21 protein-coding genes are annotated in these 19,865 nt (G+C 34.4%); 14 read left to right on the top strand and 7 right to left on the bottom strand.

Annotated features, from left to right (window positions below; genetic code table 11):
- Positions 1-3: 3 nt before the first annotated feature.
- From U6A24_RS03790 to U6A24_RS03760, 7 genes are all read left to right on the top strand, one after another.
- Positions 4-897 carry a mechanosensitive ion channel family protein gene (locus tag U6A24_RS03790; RefSeq protein WP_324178608.1) on the top strand — a complete coding sequence of 298 codons (894 nt, stop codon included), beginning with the start codon at positions 4-6 and terminating at the stop codon, positions 895-897.
- A gap of 43 nt (positions 898-940) precedes the next feature.
- Positions 941-1,840 carry a DUF6268 family outer membrane beta-barrel protein gene (locus tag U6A24_RS03785; protein WP_324178607.1) on the top strand — a complete coding sequence of 300 codons (900 nt, stop codon included), beginning with the start codon at positions 941-943 and terminating at the stop codon, positions 1,838-1,840.
- Positions 1,840-3,003: a sigma-54-dependent transcriptional regulator gene (locus U6A24_RS03780; RefSeq protein ID WP_324178606.1), complete on the top strand. Its 1,164-nt coding sequence runs from the start codon at positions 1,840-1,842 to the stop codon at positions 3,001-3,003. Before U6A24_RS03785 ends, U6A24_RS03780 begins: the two co-directional genes overlap by 1 nt.
- Positions 3,004-3,011: 8 nt before the next feature.
- The gene (locus U6A24_RS03775) at positions 3,012-3,569 is read left to right on the top strand and encodes a hypothetical protein (protein ID WP_324178605.1); all 558 of its coding nucleotides are present in this window, start codon (positions 3,012-3,014) and stop codon (positions 3,567-3,569) included.
- Between the two features lie 79 nt (positions 3,570-3,648).
- Entirely contained in the window at positions 3,649-4,527 is an 879-nt protein-coding gene (locus tag U6A24_RS03770) for a PPK2 family polyphosphate kinase (protein WP_324178604.1), read from the top strand.
- Positions 4,528-4,543: 16 nt separating this feature from the next.
- Positions 4,544-5,932: a M20/M25/M40 family metallo-hydrolase gene (locus U6A24_RS03765; RefSeq protein ID WP_407654004.1), complete on the top strand. Its 1,389-nt coding sequence runs from the start codon at positions 4,544-4,546 to the stop codon at positions 5,930-5,932.
- Between the two features lie 69 nt (positions 5,933-6,001).
- Positions 6,002-7,018 carry a nucleotide-binding protein gene (locus tag U6A24_RS03760; RefSeq protein ID WP_324178603.1) on the top strand — a complete coding sequence of 339 codons (1,017 nt, stop codon included), beginning with the start codon at positions 6,002-6,004 and terminating at the stop codon, positions 7,016-7,018.
- A 4-nt stretch (positions 7,019-7,022) separates the two neighbouring features.
- Here U6A24_RS03760 and U6A24_RS03755 read toward each other — a convergent pair whose 3' ends face one another.
- Complete coding sequence (locus tag U6A24_RS03755) at positions 7,023-7,388, bottom strand: hypothetical protein (RefSeq protein WP_324178602.1); 366 nt, start codon at positions 7,386-7,388, stop codon at positions 7,023-7,025.
- An 87-nt stretch (positions 7,389-7,475) separates the two neighbouring features.
- Here U6A24_RS03755 and U6A24_RS03750 point away from each other — a divergent pair, with 87 nt between their 5' ends.
- From U6A24_RS03750 to U6A24_RS03735, 4 genes are all read left to right on the top strand, one after another.
- Positions 7,476-8,858 carry an MATE family efflux transporter gene (locus U6A24_RS03750; RefSeq protein ID WP_324178601.1) on the top strand — a complete coding sequence of 461 codons (1,383 nt, stop codon included), beginning with the start codon at positions 7,476-7,478 and terminating at the stop codon, positions 8,856-8,858.
- 94 nt (positions 8,859-8,952) lie between these two features.
- Positions 8,953-10,038, top strand: a complete 1,086-nt coding sequence (locus U6A24_RS03745; RefSeq protein ID WP_324178600.1) for an OmpA family protein — start codon at positions 8,953-8,955, stop codon at positions 10,036-10,038.
- Between the two features lie 71 nt (positions 10,039-10,109).
- On the top strand, positions 10,110-10,337 hold the full coding sequence (locus U6A24_RS03740; protein WP_324178599.1) for a hypothetical protein: 228 nt from the start codon (positions 10,110-10,112) through the stop codon (positions 10,335-10,337).
- A 16-nt stretch (positions 10,338-10,353) separates the two neighbouring features.
- On the top strand, positions 10,354-10,923 hold the full coding sequence (locus tag U6A24_RS03735; RefSeq protein WP_324178598.1) for a phosphatase PAP2 family protein: 570 nt from the start codon (positions 10,354-10,356) through the stop codon (positions 10,921-10,923).
- Between the two features lie 87 nt (positions 10,924-11,010).
- Here U6A24_RS03735 and U6A24_RS03730 read toward each other — a convergent pair whose 3' ends face one another.
- The 3 genes from U6A24_RS03730 to U6A24_RS03720 form a co-directional block, all read right to left on the bottom strand.
- Entirely contained in the window at positions 11,011-11,205 is a 195-nt protein-coding gene (locus tag U6A24_RS03730; RefSeq protein ID WP_324178597.1) for a hypothetical protein, read from the bottom strand.
- Positions 11,206-11,333: 128 nt separating this feature from the next.
- Positions 11,334-13,580: a transglycosylase domain-containing protein gene (locus U6A24_RS03725; RefSeq protein WP_324178596.1), complete on the bottom strand. Its 2,247-nt coding sequence runs from the start codon at positions 13,578-13,580 to the stop codon at positions 11,334-11,336.
- A gap of 41 nt (positions 13,581-13,621) precedes the next feature.
- The gene (locus U6A24_RS03720) at positions 13,622-15,142 is read right to left on the bottom strand and encodes a BCCT family transporter (protein WP_324178595.1); all 1,521 of its coding nucleotides are present in this window, start codon (positions 15,140-15,142) and stop codon (positions 13,622-13,624) included.
- A gap of 344 nt (positions 15,143-15,486) precedes the next feature.
- Between U6A24_RS03720 and U6A24_RS03715 the strand changes: the two genes are divergently transcribed.
- From U6A24_RS03715 to U6A24_RS03705, 3 genes are all read left to right on the top strand, one after another.
- The gene (locus U6A24_RS03715) at positions 15,487-15,771 is read left to right on the top strand and encodes a hypothetical protein (protein ID WP_324178594.1); all 285 of its coding nucleotides are present in this window, start codon (positions 15,487-15,489) and stop codon (positions 15,769-15,771) included.
- A 25-nt stretch (positions 15,772-15,796) separates the two neighbouring features.
- The gene (locus U6A24_RS03710) at positions 15,797-16,237 is read left to right on the top strand and encodes a hypothetical protein (protein ID WP_324178593.1); all 441 of its coding nucleotides are present in this window, start codon (positions 15,797-15,799) and stop codon (positions 16,235-16,237) included.
- Between the two features lie 260 nt (positions 16,238-16,497).
- Positions 16,498-17,766, top strand: a complete 1,269-nt coding sequence (locus tag U6A24_RS03705) for an acyloxyacyl hydrolase (RefSeq protein ID WP_324178592.1) — start codon at positions 16,498-16,500, stop codon at positions 17,764-17,766.
- Between the two features lie 9 nt (positions 17,767-17,775).
- Here the strand turns inward: U6A24_RS03705 and meaB are convergent, their stop codons facing one another.
- The 3 genes from meaB to U6A24_RS03690 form a co-directional block, all read right to left on the bottom strand.
- Positions 17,776-18,852 carry a methylmalonyl Co-A mutase-associated GTPase MeaB gene (gene meaB, locus U6A24_RS03700; protein ID WP_324178591.1) on the bottom strand — a complete coding sequence of 359 codons (1,077 nt, stop codon included), beginning with the start codon at positions 18,850-18,852 and terminating at the stop codon, positions 17,776-17,778.
- A 64-nt stretch (positions 18,853-18,916) separates the two neighbouring features.
- Complete coding sequence (locus U6A24_RS03695; RefSeq protein ID WP_324178590.1) at positions 18,917-19,471, bottom strand: DUF2911 domain-containing protein; 555 nt, start codon at positions 19,469-19,471, stop codon at positions 18,917-18,919.
- 56 nt (positions 19,472-19,527) lie between these two features.
- The gene (locus U6A24_RS03690; RefSeq protein ID WP_324178589.1) at positions 19,528-19,749 is read right to left on the bottom strand and encodes a hypothetical protein; all 222 of its coding nucleotides are present in this window, start codon (positions 19,747-19,749) and stop codon (positions 19,528-19,530) included.
- Positions 19,750-19,865: the final 116 nt, after the last annotated feature.

Here is a 19,865-nt window from a genome sequence, read left to right as displayed (position 1 = left end):
ACAATGATTCAAGAAGAACCTGAAATTACAGAGCAACTCAAGGATGTAGTGCAAAAGGATATTTGGGGCGCCATTAAAGACTTTTTGGGCTATGAGATTTTTCATTTTGGTGAAGAACATCCAATAGTGCTTACTGTTGGTTTGTTGCTTTTTGTAATTTTTATCCTTTTTGTTACTTCATTTTTATTAAAGGTTTTTAAAAGAATAATTACCAGAAAACTTAGAAATGAAGACAAACTAAAATTTGAATCTGTATTTTCATTTTTAAAATATTTTATATACATCATAGTAATTTTTGGTGCATTAGATGGCATAGGTTTCAACATCACAGCAATATTTGCCGCATCTGCAGCGCTGCTAGTAGGTGTTGGACTTGCATTACAAACGTTCATTCAAGATATACTGTCTGGGATTTTTATTTTTGTTGATAAAACAGTACATGTTGGTGATATTATCGAGATAGAGGATAAAGTGGGTCGCGTAGAAGAAATAAAATTGAGAACTACGAGAGCTGTAACTATCGATAATAAGGTATTAATTATACCTAATCATAAATACATGACATCGTCCTTATATAACTGGACCCAAAACGGAACATTAACTCGAGAGTCTGTAGCCGTTGGGGTAGCTTATGGTAGTGATACACAATTGGTAAAAGAATTACTCATTAAAGCCGCTTTATCCAATGATAATGTTCTTAAACACCCAAAACCTTTGGTTCTTTTTACAGATTTTGCAGATAGCTCATTAAATTTTAAATTAGTATTTACAATAAATGACAGTTTTCAAGGGGCTATTCCCAAAAGTGAAATACGTTTTGAGATAGACCGTTTGTTTAGAGAACACAATATAAGTATTCCTTTCCCGCAACGAGAGGTTACCATTTTGAAAGAATAAAGTTTCAGCATATCAGAAAATATACAACATATACGCCCCTATCATGAGAAAGAAGGACTTATTCTTTTTATGTACTTTCCTTACTTTCTTTTGTAATATCAGATCTCAGGATACTGATTTAATGAGGGTAGAATATTCCTATATTCCACAATCCGATAGTGATAATGTATATAGTCGTTTCAGAGTTTCTTTAAATTATCCTATCAAGATGGATGATAAAGGAACGTATTTTGTGATCACACCTCAGTATCGATACAATAATCTCGATATTCAAGATAGGTTACCGTTTGATGAAGGAGGGGATTTGAATGCTTTTCATACCATAGGACTTGAAGTTGGGTATACCTACAAAATGAAAAATAATTGGCGATTTGGAGCCAAACTAGGAGCAGGTATCTCTTCAAACTTTGAAGCATCAGGTATTGAAGGTGATGATTTTAGATATTCGGGATCTTTGTTTTTTGTGAAAAGTTATAAAAACAAACAAGCCCCAAAAACCGCTCGATTGATTGTTGGATTACGTTATACACTTCCGGCAAGTATCAATTTTCCGCTTCCAATTATTAATTATTTCGAAAGGTTTCATCCTAGTTGGTCCTATTCAATAGGGACTCCAAAATCAAATATTAAATATTTCTTTAACGAAAAAAATACACTACAGGCCTTTATCGGCTTAGATCGATTTTATGGTAATTTACAGAATAACAGGACTTTTGTAGATGAAAATGGAGTAGCGAAAATTGCCGAAAATGCATCGATGTTAAATGTTATAGGGGCATTAGGGTACGAATATTATTTTACGGAACACTTATTGTTCTATACATATGCAGGATATACATTAAGTAATGAAATTCGTTTACGAGACAGTAATCAGGAAAACGTATTGTCAATTAATGACGCGAATACCTTTTATCTTCGTAGCGGGATTAAACTGAAAATATAATGGCAAAAATATTAGTAATTGAAGACGAAGCAGCAATTCGAAGAGTGCTGGTTAAGATTTTATCAGAAGAAAATGATAAATATGAAGTATCTGAAGCCGAGGATGGGTTATCAGGTATTGATATGATAAAAAGCGATGATTATGATTTGATTTTGTGCGATATCAAAATGCCAAAAATGGATGGTGTTGAAGTGCTGGAAGCAGTAAAAAAAATTAAACCAGAAATACCAATTGTAATGATCTCTGGCCATGGAGATCTTGATACAGCGGTTAATACAATGCGCTTAGGAGCTTTTGATTATATTTCAAAACCACCAGACCTCAATCGTTTACTCAATACTGTGCGCAATGCTTTAGATCGTAAAGAGTTGGTTGTAGAAAATAAAAGACTTAAGAAAAAAGTTTCCAAAAACTACGATATGATTGGCGAATCCAAAGCCATTTCAGATATCAAAGATATTATTGAAAAAGTTGCCGCTACTGATGCCAGGGTTTTAATTACAGGACCCAATGGAACAGGTAAAGAATTGGTGGCACATTGGATACATCAAAAAAGTGACCGCTCTGCGGGTCCAATGATAGAAGTAAATTGTGCAGCAATTCCGGGAGAATTAATAGAAAGCGAACTTTTTGGACATGTGAAAGGAGCTTTTACTTCTGCAAATAAAGATCGAGCCGGTAAATTTGAAGCCGCCAATGGGGGGACCATTTTTCTAGATGAAATTGGAGACATGAGTCTTTCGGCTCAGGCAAAAGTGTTGCGTGCTTTACAGGAAAACAAAATACAACGAGTAGGAAGTGATAAAGATATCAAGGTGAATGTAAGAGTAGTTGCGGCTACCAATAAAGATCTGAAAAAAGAAATTGCGGATAATAAATTTAGAGAAGATTTATATCACCGATTGGCTGTAATTCTTGTAAAAGTACCCGCACTTAATGATAGAAGAGAAGACATACCTTTACTTGTTGACTATTTTACCCAGAAAATTGCCAGTGAACAAGGATCACCTGCAAAAAAGTTTTCTTCAAAAGCGGTTAAACAACTTCAGCAATATGACTGGACAGGTAATATAAGAGAACTACGTAATGTTGTAGAACGATTAATTATTCTGGGGGGAAAAGAAGTAAGTGAGGAAGATGTTAAACTTTTTGCTGCAAAGTAAGCAGTAGCATGGTTTTTCGACAAAGAATGGATATGCCCCAGGTAATGAAGAGAATTCTATTATTGATCATCATATGGCACGGTACCTATGATGTTTCGTCTCAATATGATCCAAGCGCAACAAATTATGGATTAATAGCTTCAAAAAGCTTTGGCTTGAGTAATGAAATTGCTTTGGGAGCAAGAGTAGAATATGCATTCAACTGCTATACTACTTTTATGGGAGAATATAATAGAACTTTTGCCATTGGAGCCGATGAGAACTATGAAGGGTTTAATGAACTGGCCCTCGGTGTAAACCTAATTATGTTCAACTGGTATCCTACTACTATAACCGCCGGAATTGGATATATGGGTAATGATTCTGATGAATTTGAAGCAATAGAAGACGATGCTTTTTTGGGTTTTAGAACAGGAAACTTTAATCACGGCGCTCAAATAAAAATTCGTGCTTTACACCAGATATCAATTCCTGTGCATATTTTTGCAGAACTTAACGTAAAAAGCTTAGGAAGACGATACGATACTTTCCTTGTAGGGTTTAGCTATGATTTCAATGCTAGGTAGAATTTTTTACATAAAATAAAATCAGGTCTTCTACCCAAAATAAAACTTTAGTATCTTTCGGGATATAATAAATGATACTATGAATACTATAAATCACGAAGATTTTAAAGTTTCTGACCCTATAAAATTATCAGAAATCTCAACTACTTATAATCTCGATGAAAGCAAGAAAAAGATAGAAAAAGAACTTGAAGAAATACGAGAAAAACTAGGGGAGTTACAAGATACGCTTTATGCTCATGGTAAGTATGCCGTTCTGGTCTGTCTGCAGGGAATGGATACATCTGGAAAAGACAGTTTGATAAGAGAGGTGTTTAAAGACTTTAATACAAGAGGTATTATTGTTCATAGTTTTAAAGTGCCAACCGAATTAGAGCTTGGACACGATTATTTATGGAGACACTACATAGCCTTGCCACAGCGAGGTAAGTTTGGGGTCTTTAACCGTACACATTATGAAAATGTTTTGGTAACTCGAGTACATCCAGAATATATTATGAACGAAAATATACCTCACATCGATTCTGTAGATGATATAAATGACGAATTTTGGGATTCTAGATTTGAGCAAATTAGAAATTTTGAGAAGCATATCGCACAAAACGGAACCTTGATATATAAGTTTTATTTGCATTTATCAAAAGAAGAGCAGAAAAACAGACTACTACGCAGACTTGAAAAGAAGGAGAAAAACTGGAAGTTTTCGTCAGGAGATCTTAAAGAACGTAAACTTTGGAATAAGTACCAGGAATGTTATCAGGATGCTATTAACAGAACCTCTTTGTCACATGCACCTTGGTATGTAATTCCCGCAGATGACAAACCTACGGCTAGATACATTGTTGCAAAAACATTATACGATACATTAAAAAAATATAATGATATACAAGAGCCCGAGTTGGATGAAAAGACTAAAGCAAACCTTCATCTATACAAGCAGCAATTAGAAAATGAATAAAGGATATAACAACGCTATGATAAAAAAAATTATCCCAATCCTATTCGCAATTCTATCAATCAATAGCTTTGCTCAGAATAATAGTAAAGAGGATTCTACAATTATTAAGAAGATATATGATACTTCATTGCTTAATGGAAAAAGTTATGAATGGTTAGATTACTTATCCAATCAAATTGGTGGCCGACTTTCTGGTTCAATAAATGCACAAAAAGCAGTCGAGTGGGGAGAAAAAGAATTGAAAGCATTAGGTATTGACAAAGTTTGGCTACAATCGGTAATGGTGCCCAAATGGACTCGGGGAGTTACAGAATTTGCTTATATCGAGACCGAGCCCGGTAAGACAACCAATGTTCCTATTTGTGCGTTAGGAGGGTCTATTCCTACCCCTATAGGAGGAATAAAAGCTCCAATTATTGAAGTAAAAACTTTTGAAGACCTTAGGGAATTGGGATATGATAAGGTAGAAGGTAAGATTGTATTTTTTAATCGACCAATGCAGGCCGATTTAATTGAGACCTTTAAAGCCTATGGCGGTTGTGTCGATCAACGTTATTCTGGCGCTGCCGAAGCAGCAAAATTTGGAGCCATTGGTGTCATTGTAAGATCAATGAATTTGCGCCTGGATGATTATCCACATACTGGATCAATGAGTTATGGGGATTTGACAAATAATGATAAAATTCCGGCAGCTGCAATTAGTACTAATGGAGCCAACTTGTTGAGTTCAATGCTGAAACTTAATCCAAAGATCAAATTTCATATGAATATGAATTGCCGCACCTGGAAAGATGTAGAGTCTTTTAATGTGATAGGAGAGATCACAGGTAGTGAATTCCCAAATGAGTATATGGTCGTAGGCGGGCACCTTGATTCTTGGGATTTGGGTGATGGTTCGCATGATGATGGAGCAGGAGTAGTACAATCTATGGAGGTGCTTAGGTTATTCAAAGAAATAGGATACAAACCAAAACGATCAATACGTGTGGTTTTGTTTATGAATGAGGAAAATGGATTAAGAGGAGGTAAAAAATATGCCAAAGTAGCCAAAAATAAAGGTGAAAACCATGTGTTTGCGCTAGAAAGTGATGCTGGAGGATTTACGCCACGCGGATTCTCATTTGATTGCGATGATGCAAATTTTGAACAGGTACAAAGCTGGAAATCCCTGTTTGAACCCTATTTGGTACACTATTTCGCAAAAGGTGGAAGCGGAGCTGATATTGGTCCGCTGAAAAAAGAAGGCATTGTATTGGCAGGACTACGACCAGATTCGCAACGCTATTTTGATTATCATCATGCCAAGAACGATACGTTTGATGCTGTAAACAAACGTGAACTCGAACTGGGTGCTGCCACTATGACTAGCCTTATGTATCTTTTTGATACGTATGGGGTGAAGTAATTTTTATTATCTTCTAATTGTACTGATTATGAAATGAAGAGATGTTGAAAATTCGAAATAACTAAGTTTATGAAGATACTGTTTCAAGGTGGGTGGAAACAAAAAAGAGACTTGCCAGAAAATAAATTGCTAGTTGAAGAATATTGTAAATACTTGGCAAAAAAAGTAGCACATTCAAGACATACCATAGTCTTAACTTCTAATCGAGATTGCGACAGTTTAATAGCACATGAGATTTCTAAAGAGCTAGATGGTAAGCAAGAATTGATTAAGGAAAGGGTGTTGTTTTTATTACCCGATAGAACCGATAAAATTCCAAAACTAGGCACAGTGCATAAGTTTGGTAAGTTAAAATGGTGGCAAGAAGAAAGAACATATATAATTCAGCAAGTGGAAGCCTTAATTGCTATTGGAGGTGGAAAAGGAACATCTGATTGTATTCAAAAAGCGATTCTAGCTAATTTGCCGGTTTTTGTGTCTGGACAAATTGATTGCTTGGCAACAGAAACATGGAAACAAAGACCAGCTAATTACAAATATATTCAAGAAAATGACACATTATTTACCGAGGATTTAAATACGACACCCGATTTGTTTTGTGAGCAAATTTTTGAAGTTTTGGATAAAGAGCCTGTATCAGAGAATTCCAGGAATATCTTTATTGTACATGGTAGAGATCATTACGAAAGAGATAAATTAGTTAACATTCTTAAAAAACTCGATTTTCACCCTATTGTCTTGGATAAAGAACCTAATACTGGTCTCACTATAATAGAAAAACTGGAAAGAGATATTAATAATGTAGGTTTTGGTTTTATACTGTATACACCAGATGATATTGGAGGACTTAAAGGAGATATACCCGGTCCTCGAGCACGTCAAAATGTAATTTTTGAGCATGGATATTTGTTTGGTCTTCTAGGAAGGAACAGAACTTGTGCTCTTTTAAAAGGTGAAATCGAGTTTCCTTCGGACTTGAATGGTGTAATAAATGAAAAATATATTGATCTTGGGCAAGAGTCATTAAAAATAGCCAAAATATTAAAGGATGCTGGGTATAGGGTTGATGCCGGTAATTTGATCTAATTATTCAGCAAGAAAACTGCCCATCACAAAAAATAGATAAATAAACTACCGCCAAGATTCCTATAATGATATTCAACATAGGTAAGCTTGCTGTGATAATTGCCGGTAGATTTAATTTTCGGGCATACAATATCCAGGCAGTAATAATTGTCAGTACCGTTACAAAAGGGTAGGCAATCATGCTCCAAAAAATAACCCAGGTGGTAGTACTTTCTGTGGATCCTGGACTGTCAAACATCATGGCCGACATCATGATCATAGGCAACGAGGGTAAAATGAGCATCCCAAAAATAATACTGCAAACAATAAGATAGATACGAGTATTTTTTCTTTTCTTAATTTCTGCGTTAGAAAATTGTGTTTCTCTCATAGATTTTCATTAAAGAACGTTAAATATACGATAAGAATATTTGAGTTTATTTCTGTTCTAATACCTTTGCGTGTTCAAAACCAACCAATGCTGCAGCAATACACCAAAGAATTTAACTATAATTTACAATTAGCGGCTCCTGTAATGATGGGGATGATCGGGCATACCCTTGTAGCCCTTGTAGATAATATTATGGTAGGGCAATTGGGAACTGCAGAACTTGCTGCAGTATCTTTGGGGAATAGCTTTATGTTTATTGCCATGTCCTTGGGGATTGGATTTTCTACTGCAATTACCCCTTTGGTAGCTGAGGCTGATGGCGAAAATAACTTTGCAAACGGAAAATCGGCATACAAACATGGATTGTTTTTGTGTACTTCCTTGGGCGTAGTATTGTTTCTTTTAATACTTCTGGCAAAACCCCTAATGTATTTAATGAAACAACCCGATGAGGTGGTAGAATTAGCATTGCCTTATTTAGATCTGGTTGCTTTTTCTTTAATACCATTAATTAGTTTCCAGGCCTTGAAACAATTTTCAGATGGTTTGTCTATGACACGATACCCTATGTATGCAACATTGGTAGCCAATGTTGTAAATGTTATCCTGAATTACTTGTTGATTTTCGGAAAATTTGGTTTCCCTCAAATGGGAATTGTTGGTGCAGCTGTTGGAACATTGGCTTCAAGGTTTATTATGACTATCTTGTTATGGGGCTTTTTGAAGCGGAAAGAAAAATCTACGGCCTATGTTACCAAAATTGAATTCTTTGTGCTTGAGAATAAAATGATAAAAAAGATATTAGCTCTGGGCTTTCCGTCGGCATTACAAATGTTTTTTGAGGTTGCTATTTTTACAGCAGCAATTTGGCTGTCGGGTATTTTGGGTAAAAATCCCCAGGCGGCAAATCAAATAGCATTAAACCTCTCTTCAATGACCTTTATGGTAGCAATGGGGCTAAGCGTAGCTGCTATGGTAAGAGTCGGTAACCAAAAGGGATTGCAGCAGTTTTCAGAATTAAGAAGAATTGCAATTTCTATTTTTTTACTGGCATTTTTAATAGCCACAGTTTTTGCATTGATTTTTATTGTTTGTAATACGCTACTTCCTAAAATTTATTTGGATGTAGATGATGTACAAAATTTAGTTGATAATAACGAGGTGATTGCGATTGCAGCCAAACTTTTGATAATCGCGGCATTGTTTCAAATATCAGATGCTATTCAGGTAACAGTTTTAGGTGCTTTACGAGGACTTCAGGATGTAAAAATACCTACATTCATCACTTTTGTGGCATATTGGGTGGTAGGGTTTCCTATAAGCTATTATTTGGGATTGTATACAGAGTATAAAAGTTCTGGAATCTGGATTGGGCTTTTAGCCGGGCTTACAACTTCGGCATTGTTATTGTATTTCAGATTCAATAAGTTAACAAAAAACTTGATCCAAAATGAATCAAGTTTTGTATAAAAACATGGAGAGAAATACGTTTTATAGACTTAATGCGTTTATTTGGTATTAACGAATAATTAACTATCTTTCCAAAAAAACCAATAATACAAAAATGAGAGTCCCAAATTCTAAATTTTGTTTACTGCTTATTGCTTTTACGTTATTAACCACGCAAAGCGGTAAAGCTCAAGACTTCGAACACAGTAGAGCCCAAAACCTTATTCCGAATCCAAGCTTTGAATCGGTAAATATGACGCTGAAACGTATGGATATGGAAATGCAGAATTTTGGAATTATGAGAGACTGGAAAGCTTCTATTAATTCTCCAGATGCGTATCATCCACAATTAGAATTGATAAGATTTATTCATAGATCTCCTAATTTTTTGAAGCAATTCGGGACACAAGAACCTAGAACAGGAGAAGGAAAAGTAGGAATGTATATTGCTGGTGGAGCTTATAAAGAAGGAGTAACTGCAAAATTAAAACGCCCGCTTGGCACAGGTAAATATTATTACTATCACATGTATGTGTCTCTGGGCGAAGGAGTGTCAAACTCTTGTACATCTTCTATTGGAGCTTATTTTAGCGCCAGAGATCCAAAAATTACATTAACTTCTAAGCTTCCGCTTCATATTGAATCTTCAAAAATGGTATGCGATACCAAGGGTTGGGTAAAAGTTTGTGGCGTTTATAGAGCAAAAGGAACAGAGAAATATATCTCATTGGGTTACTTCTCAGAAAACCCAAGAGGGAAATCAGTAAAAGGAGGAAAGTATGATACTGGATACTATTTTGTTGATGATGTATTGTTGATGGAAATGAGAAACCCAAAAAACTTGGTAACAGGCCAGGTGTGTAATATGGCACTAGATTTTTCTCCTATTGAATTCCTTGTGGGAGAGAGTGAGGCCTATACAGAAATTCAAAAAGCTTTGGATTCATATATTCAATACGTAACCATATTTAAAGTGAATACTGTAAAAATTATAGGTCATGCCGATGATGCTGGTTCTGCTTTTGAAAACGAAATCATGTCTGCCACGAGAGCTATAAATGTGAAACAATATATGATCGAAAAGGGAGTAGACGAATCTCTTATTGAAATTGTAGCCGCTGGCGATACGACTCCTATAGTTACCAAAGGATCTGATCTTGACCCAGAATCGAATAATCGAGTAGAGATTAAGATCCAGTAGTTAGAGTTTTTTATGTATTTTGCTATAAAAGATAGTACCTTTGACGGGATTTAATTTTAAAGCAATCATTTATGAGCTTTCCTAAATTTTTATTAGGCGATAATACCGATTACCCAGAAGCCATCTTTGTAATACATACCGAGTTCCCTAGATTTATTATTAATCTGGAAAACGATGAGGTAGAATGGCTTGAAGAGTTTGATAAAAGTGACGAGAAAGAATTAATGGAAGAGGCCGAAAATCTTTTTCAGGCTGCAAATGACTTTTATGACAGGGAGATAGAACGTTACGACGAATAAAACATGTAACCCACCTATGGAAGAAATCGTACAGTTAGACAAAGAACTTTTTTTATTTCTTAATAACCTCGGAACATCTACTTGGGATGGATTTTGGTTGTTTATGACCGAAAAATTGTATCAAATACCTTTGTACCTGGTATTACTGTATTTTTTCTATAAGTATTTTGGAATACGAGGTACAATAATTACTCTCGTAGTAGTTGCTGCCCTTATCGCAGCTTCAGACCAATTATCAAATCTATTCAAAAATGTACTTTTTATGAGACCAAGACCCTGCCGAGCAGAGGGGGTGGCAGAGTTTACAAGATTTATTGCTGAAAGATGTGGTCGTCATGGTTATTTTTCTGCCCACGCAGCAAGTTCGATGGCCTTGGCTTTCTTTACTGGTTTGACACTGCAAAATAAACTGAAGTATATCTTTCCTTTTATGGTTGTATGGTCAATAGTCGTAAGTTATAGTAGGATCTATGTGGGAGTTCATTATCCTGGAGATATTATTACCGGTATGGCTATTGGAATTTTATTAGGATTGGGAGCTTATAAATTGCATGGATATCTTATAGAAAAATATGGAACTGCTTGAAAATACGATTTAGAGTGTATTCACCATCTATTATTATACAATTAATGGGTTTTTAAAAGAAGAGGTGGATCGAAATCCGCATTTTTTTTAGAATTGTTGGCAACATGAGTTAACACAGGACCAAAGTTCTGGCGGTTCTCCGGGAAATCTATCAATACAATCTTGGGCGACTGTACATTGAGCCGGATGGCAAAATGGATTCCTAGATAATCCTCCACCATTAATAAGTTGTTGTTCTGATCTTCCTAATTTTGATCCTAAGGTTTTAAGTTTTTTAAGCATAATATATTGTTTTAGTTAATACGCACAAGTTAATTATAATTCCATTTTACTCCTGCTAACTGTATGTTATAAAATGCTTATTGGTTTGTTAATGAAAAGGTTAAGATGAAAGTATTTGTAGGTTTTACTTATTGTCGCTTTCCAAACTTTTTCTTTTTCTTCTTTTTTCCGAAGATTCTTTTAAAGAGGTTATCTCTTTTTTCTGGTTTACAATCGAGATCCTTAAGAACTTCATCTGAAGGTTTTTCAAATTTACTTTTGGTAATCATATCAAAACTTGAATCTTGATTTAATCTTTGAAATAATTTTGCAAAAATTGGCAAAGCGGTATTTGCGCCCTGACCCATCGCAGTTGTTTTAAAGCCAATATTGTAATTATCATTTCCCACCCAGGTTACAGTAACAAGATTGGGTGTGATGCCAATAAACCATCCGTCTTTATTATCCTGGGTAGTTCCCGTTTTCCCGGCGATATCATTTTCTAACTTGTAGGTAGTTCTCAATCTACTAGCCGTGCCTTCTTCTACAGTAGATTTCATCATTTCCAAAAGAACTTCTTTTGTATAATTGCTATAGGCAGGAATATCTGAAACTTCTGGTTCGAAAGAAGCAATTAGATTTCCATTTTTATCTTCAATTTTTGAAATGTAATAGGGTCTCACACTTTTTCCTTCATTAACATAACTGGCATAAGCACCGGCCAACTCTTTTATTTTAATGCCATCGGTACCCAAGGCCATGGCAGGTTCATATGACAGAGAATCTGTTATCCCCAATTTCTTAACCATATCTATGACTTTAGGAATACCAACTTCATTGAGAACTTTTACAGCAATAGTATTTACAGAATTGCTCAGGGCCTTTTCTATAGTGAAATTAAGGTGTGGATCTTCTTCTACGCTGGCATTTTTTGGAGTCCAATTGTTTAAATTGGTATATGTAATTTCTTTTGTCGAAAAATAAGTGCATGGTTTCATTCCACTTTCAATAGCAGTAGTATAAACAAAGGGTTTAAAAGTAGATCCTACTTGCCTTTTACTTTGTGAAACATGATCGTATTTAAAATAGCGATAATCAATACCTCCCAGATATGTTTTAACTGCACCTGTAAAAGGATCTATGGCAATCATACCGGTATTTAAGAATTTGAGGTAATGTTGTAAGCTATCAATAGAGGATAATTTTGTGGTTTCGTTACCTTCCCATTTAAACAGCTCGATGTCCTTTTTTCTAGAAAGGGAATCTTCAATTTGTGTTTCTGTTATCCCTTGTTCTTTTAAATTTTTGTAAGCATTAAGATTTTTGACCGCGGCCGTAATGATATCTTTATTATTTTTCCATGGAGAATCAGTACCATAAGAAGTTTCATATTCTTTTTGCAAAGCCTGCATATGTTCTTTCATGGCTTCTTCTGCCAAGGATTGCATTTTAGAATCCAGCGTGGTATAAATTTTTAAACCGTCTTTGTAAATGTCATAAGCACTACTATCTGGTTTTTTATATTTTTCAAGAATTTTTATCAGCTCTTTTTTTACAGCTTCTCTAAAGTAAGGAGCCAACCCCATATCATGATTAAAATATTGATAATCTAACTCTATGGATTTGTTCATGGTTTGATCGGCCTTTGTAGAACCTATATATTCATATTTAACCATTTGATTAAGCACTACATCTCTGCGTAATTGACTTCTTTCTGGAAAAAGCCTAGGATTATAACTGTGATTGGCTTTTAAAGAACCAATAAGAGTAGCGGCTTCAGATAAAGTAAGTTTATGTGTTGGTTTGTTGAAGAATTTTTGAGAAGCACTTTCAATACCATAAGTATTATCCGGAAAAGGAACGGTATTAAAATAAAGAGTAAGGATATCTTTTTTTGAATAGATATCCTCCATTCTTTTGGCTATAAAAGATTCTTTTAACTTATTGATAACCGTGCTAAATATTTTATATTTTTTCCTGCCAAATAGGTTTTTGGCAAGCTGTAAAGTAATTGTGCTTCCGCCTCCAGAGGATTTATCTCGCAATAAAATGGTTTTAAAAAACACTCGCAAAAGGCTAGTGTTATCTACACCATCGTGCTCATAAAAACGTATATCTTCGGTAGCTATAAGAGCATCTATAAGGTGTTTTGGAAGATCTTCATAGGTAATGGGTTGCCTGTCGTAGATGTAGTATTTGCCAATTAAATGGTCATCTTTATCCAGGATTTGAGTAGCTTCTGCCTGTTTTAATGAACTCAGTTCTTCTTTGGTAGGTAATTTCCCGAAAAAACCAAAATAAATACTTCCGTAAAAACAAAAAAACAGTAGAATAATGCTAGCAAAAAAGAGCACCCCCAATTTTACCCATTTCTTTTGAAACAATTTTTTGATCATAATCATAATATCGACTAGATAACGTCTAAAATATAATATTATTAGTTCGCATTGATTTCTTGTCTTTTTCTAAAATCACGAATAAACAAAACAATCATGAGTACCATAAGTAGTGAAAAAGGGAGTGAGGTAATAATGAGTAACTTTTGCATAGCAATTAATACGTTAATACCTGCTTTTACATTACCCAGCAGAATGATTCCAATTGAGAAGATAAGTAGAATAATACTCCATAATAACCTATGTTTTTTTGAAGGGTCTTGTTTTCCGTTATCGGTAAACATACTAAGGACAAAAATAGCTGAATCTAATGAAGTTACCAGAAAACTAATCAATAACAAGATAGTTAATGTATTTATAAACCCCTGGAAAGGATAGTTTTCAAAAAATACAAAAATCGAACTAAACACATTGTCAAATTGGCCTTGGTAGCTTCCAATATTCTCAATTATGGTAAAGGCTGATTGTCCAAAGGTTGTAAACCAGAAAAAGGTTCCCAAAGAAGGAACAAGTAGGACTCCTAAAATAACTTCGCGCAATGTTCTTCCTTTAGAGATGCGGGCTATAAATATTCCGGTAAAAGGAGCCCAGGCTAGCCAAAATGCCCAATAATAATAGGTCCAATCGGTAAGGAAAGCTTCTCCGGGATTGTATTGCCCATAAGCCAGACTCAAAGGAATAAAGTCAATTACATAATAGAAAAGTGATACTCCAAATTGACTTGTTACCGCAATAATGTCACTTTGCAAAAAGACAAAAAACAAAAGTCCAATTGTGATATAGATGTTCCAGGTAGAGATGATTTTGATGCCTTTGTTAACTCCTCTGAAAACAGATATAAAAGCCAAACTCGAGATCAGCAATAAAACAAGTATGGTTCCTTTGAGGCCAAAATCTTCTTTCAATAAATGGGCTAGCCCACCTTCAATTTGAGTGGTACCTAGTCCAATGGCAGCGACCAATCCAAAAACAGTAGTAAGGATAGCCAGAATATCAATACTGGCAAAAATGACTGCCCTGGGTCTTTCTGAGGTAATTAATTTTTCTATTGAAGAAAAAGCACTACTGGATAGTACTTTTTTGGATTGGACAAAAAGATAATACCCTATGGTAATAGCAAACACCGCATAAAATGCCCATGCGGTAAATCCCCATTGATAAAAAGTATATTCTAAGGCAACGGTACCCGAGTCTGTTTGATTATCAATAGGCGGGTTGTTCATCATATACACAGGCTCTTGCACAGCTCTTAACAATATTCCTGCTCCCATACCGGCACTGTACAACATAGATATCCAAGCTAGCCTGGAAAATTGAGGTTGATCTTCAGGTTTTCCTAATTTTCGTTTTCCCCATTTTGAAAACGCCATAACGACAAGCAGTAAAACACATACTAATCCGAGCCACAGATAAAATCTTCCAAACCGTTGACGAATATAGACCGAAAAGGATTCAATCCCGTTATAGGTTTCTAAAGTAAAAACATATAGGAAAAACGAAAAAAAAACTAAAATACCCAGTGAAATATAAAGTAAACCGTTCTTTTTGATGTGAAACTTCATGCAGTCGCATTTCTAAAAAGTGAGAATGAAATTAAGAATCACTTTTTGATTGAATATAAATGTCTTAAAAAGTTTTGAGAATTAGTTAGTAAACCACTAAAAGTTTGAGATTTTTAACAAGTAAAAAACTGAAAAAATAATCAATTTTTTAAAGCCAATTTTTTAAAAGTTTCATTTTTTTTAATTAGACTTGTAGTAGCATAACTGATGATATTATGCTATTACACCCAACAAGAAAATTACTTGGGGTAAATTTGATAGTCGTACCCCAAGGTTTGTGAAATAAAGTAATTATTATGTGCTTTTTGCTACAATATACTTAACTAACCTAAACCTGCAAACCCATGAGAAGAGTAATTGTTGACTACAAAAAATTAAACAAGGACATTTTAAACCTTCTTGTAGAAAAATTTCCCGATGGTTATGCCGATAAAGACATCATATCTTTTAAAAACCATCATAATGAAGCTATCGAGGCTGTTGAAGTGAAAACCGATGATACGATTTATCTGGTTAAAATTAGTAAACGCCTAGCCGATACCATGGAAAGTTTTGATGATGATTCGTCTAATGTTGATGTTCCCCAAGGAGTAAGCAAAGATCAAGTTGGAGATTTGAATGATAAGTAAGATTTCTTTACTTATTTAGGAACATATGGAGGTAAAAGCCAAAGTAATTCCGGGCTATGGAGCTGCATCTGGAAGAAATAACGATGAGCGATATTCAAAAGGAACTATAAGTACACAATCGGAGCACTTTAGGCAAAGAGGGTTAGATCTCAGTTCTTATTTTATGGGAACGCTTAATGTTGATATTTCACCATATACGTATAGCATTAAAACTCCTAAATTTTTCTTTAAGAATATAAATTGGTCAAAATATATATCGCCAGAAAATTTTTATTTTTTTGACATAGAGTTAATTTTTGGAGATAAGAGCTATTTTGGGTTGGTTTATATGCCAGACCCAGCTACCAAACAAGAGCACAAGCAACTTGCAACTACTCTGGAATTAATACTTCCTAAAATTGAAAACCTTGAATATGGAGCAGAAGTTTATTTGAGACTCGAAGACTCACAATTGAAAATGATGTAATAAATAGGTTTTAACAACACATTCAACCTCTTTCTAAATTATGTGCTGTTTGACTCTAATGGTCTCTATAAATGGACAATAAAACCGATAAATAAAATAATTTTTTCAAATACCGTTATAGCATAATAAATATTCCTTTTGCTTCCGATTTTATATTATGTTAAGAATAAATTTTAAGTTTGGGGAATTTTAATTGTACAATAAGATTTCTTGATTAATTGATTAAAGGGAAATAATTAAGGGGAAATAAAAACGAATGCATGCTATATAAAGAGTACTATTTGCTCATATTTTTTATTGGAATAACACTGTCTGCTCAAGATGCTGAAAACAAAAACAAAAATTCATTTTTTGTTGTACCAGAAATTTCAATAGGTAAAACAATGGAAGCCAATACTGGTTTTCCTGAAACCGATTTACAAAAGTCTTTTTTTGTAAGCTTTGGTAACTATAACTCATTTACAGATCAAGAATGGGCAAGCGAATTGGGCCATCCAAAAACAGGTATTTCTTTTGGAGTAACAGATTTTGGAAACATTGATAAAATAGGGATAGCATATACCCTAATGCCTTTTATTGAGATAGGTTTGTTTCGAAAACATACCAAGAGGTGGAATGTGTCTATAGGTATGGGAACTTCATACATTAATAGGCAATATGATGCAGAAACAAATCCATTTAACTTGGCAGTTACTACAGAAATTAACTGGTCTTTTAGATCCTTTTTGTATTATGATATATTCAAAAGAAAACAAACAGATTGGCGTTTAGGTTTTGGCTATGCACACTTTTCTAATGGTCATACAAGATTGCCAAATCAAGGACTTAACTCCTTTTTGGTTAATGTTTCAACAATTATAGGAAAGGAATCTGAAAGGGCAAGAAATGATAAAAATTTTCAAAAAAAGGAAAAAAACAGATCTTCAGAGAATTACTTCTCTTTTAGAAGTGGTATTGGCCAAAATGTGCTTTCGAGAATATTTAATGATCAAAAAGAAGTCTATTCATTAGCTTTTTCAGGAGGTAAAGTTATAAACAAAACTTTTAAATTTGGTGCTGGAGCATATTACAGGTTTTATGAACATTATTATGATCATATCAAAGAAAATGGACAGCTTGTAAGCGAACAAGTTCCAGAATATCGCGAGAATCCATATCGTTATGCTACGAATTTTGGTTTTTTTGGAAGTACAGAACTTTTAATAGGGCATGTAGGTGTAGAGTTTGATCTGGGGATAAACATTTATAAACCTTTTTACAAAATCGATTGGCAACTTAGTCAAGGGTATTTTTATAACGGTGAATATGCCAAACTGGGGGAGCTGGACTGGTATTATGAGGTAAAGCGAACCGTATCAAGCCGATTGGGAATAAAGTATTATTTGTTTAATACGTATAGGTCACCTAGAAACAATTTGTTTATTGGAGCAAATATTAATGCAAACCTGGGGCAGGCAGATTTTTCTGAAGTTAGTTTGGGGTATGCATACCGATTTAACATAAAAGACAAAAAAGAGCGAATAAATTAGCTATTTGGGTTAAGATTTTTTGCTTAACTCTAATAAATATCTTGCAGCTGCAAAAGGCGTTATTTCATGTTTTTGAACAGCTTCTATCTTGGTTTTGAGTTGGTTTTTTACATTAGGGTTATTATAAAAGGAGGATTTTAACTGTTCTTCGATAGTTTGCAACAACCAAAATTTATTTTGCTTTCTTCTGTTTTCATCAAAAAATCCATTTTTTGATGTGATATCAACATATTTTTGAATGAGTTTCCAGATGTCCTCGATTCCCTTATTCTCAAGAGCACTACAGGTTAAAACTTCTGGAGACCAATTATTTTCTGCCAAAGGATACAAATGCAATGCTTTCCTAAATTGATTTTTTGCTTCTCGCGCTCTTTTTTGATTATCTCCATCGGCTTTGTTAATCACGATAGCATCGGCCATTTCTATAATACCTCGTTTTATACCTTGCAGTTCGTCACCTGCTCCTGCAAGTTTGAGTAATAAAAAGAAATCTACCATACTGTGTACTGCGGTCTCACTTTGTCCAACTCCTACGGTTTCAATAATAATAATATCATACCCCGCTGCTTCACATAAGATAATAGATTCACGAGTTTTTTGAGCTACACCTCCTAATGAATTACCAGAAGGAGAAGGTCGTATGAATGCCTCTTTAGATCGTACCAAAGATTCCATTCTGGTTTTGTCTCCCAAGATACTTCCATGTGATACTGTACTACTAGGATCTACAGCGAGAACAGCAACTTTTTTTCCTTTTCTAATTAAAAGATTTCCTAGAGCCTCAATGAATGTACTTTTTCCAACACCAGGCACTCCTGTAATTCCTATACGTATGGATTTATTGGCATATGGCAGACATTTTTCAATGAGTTGTTGCGCCTTTAAGAAATGATTCTGTTGCGTGCTTTCTATTAATGTAATTCCCTTGCTTAGTGCAGTTGTGTCTTTAGAAATAATGGCATTAAAAAGAGTGTCTACGGAAACGTTCTTTTGTTGTAACTTTTTAAAACGGATAATGGCTTCATCACTTGTGCTAGTAGGAACTTTTGAGGTCTGATCACTATTTTTCTTATTATCTTTTGACACCGAATTGCTTTATGACAAAGGTATAAATTCCTTTTTGGAAACTATTAACGAAAAAAAACTCAATTTATACTTTTATAGGAATTGCAACTGCAGTTCTGTCCCAAGCGAGATACATTATCGTAAATTCATGCGCATCTTCAAAATAAATAGAAAATTGCTCTTTAATATTTAATAGCGGTATAGCTGGAACCTCAATGGTTAGCTCGTCAAATTCAGGATTACGTTTTGGAGTTCCATCCATGTTTACGCCCCAATTGTATTGTTTATTGTTAAAGATAATCTTCCAAGATTTGGGATTAGGAATGGTCCAAAGTGTGTATAATCCGGCCTTCAGTAAGGTTCCGTCTATTAAAAGATCTTTATCCGTTGAAAATGTTGTAGCCTCATTGGCTCCCGTGCGCCAAACTTTACCATATGGAACCAGGTTTCCAAATATCTCTCTATCATTTTTAAAAGGCCTATTGTAATATACAGTTATCGTTGCTTCTTTGGTTGTATGGGTAATAGTTTCTTCAGGACTATGTTTTTTGGTGTTTTGCTTTATAAAATACATTCCTGCAAATCCAATGATTACTAATCCTGATAATATTAATACAACTCTTTTAAGCAACTTTGGCATGATATCAATTTTTGGTTGCTTAAATATAGCTTAATAAAAATTAAGAATATTAAAAATTACTTTCTGATTCGGGTAATATTCATAACATTAACAGCACAAGTGTTTCTAATTGAAGTTAGAACCCTAAAAGTAGGCTCTGGAAAGTACTTACTTTCTATTAAATTGTCGATATGATTGATCAATTTATTGGTGCAATCTATGTTTTTTTCAACAAGGTTGAGAACATCATCTACTTCATCATTATTACGATAATCGTAATGGCTTTTTGTGGTATGCATAATTTATAAAATGGTATTGTTAATAAAAGTTGTTAAGTAGTACGATTTTAATCAATTAGCTTACTTGTATAAACGTTAATTTTGTATTAAACATTTGATATTCAGTCGTTTGTTGG

Source organism: Aquimarina gracilis (genome assembly GCF_035285365.1).
Classification (GTDB): domain Bacteria; phylum Bacteroidota; class Bacteroidia; order Flavobacteriales; family Flavobacteriaceae; genus Aquimarina; species Aquimarina gracilis.
Note: the sequence above shows the minus strand (reverse complement) of the source record. Positions and strands in the feature narration are given on the sequence as shown.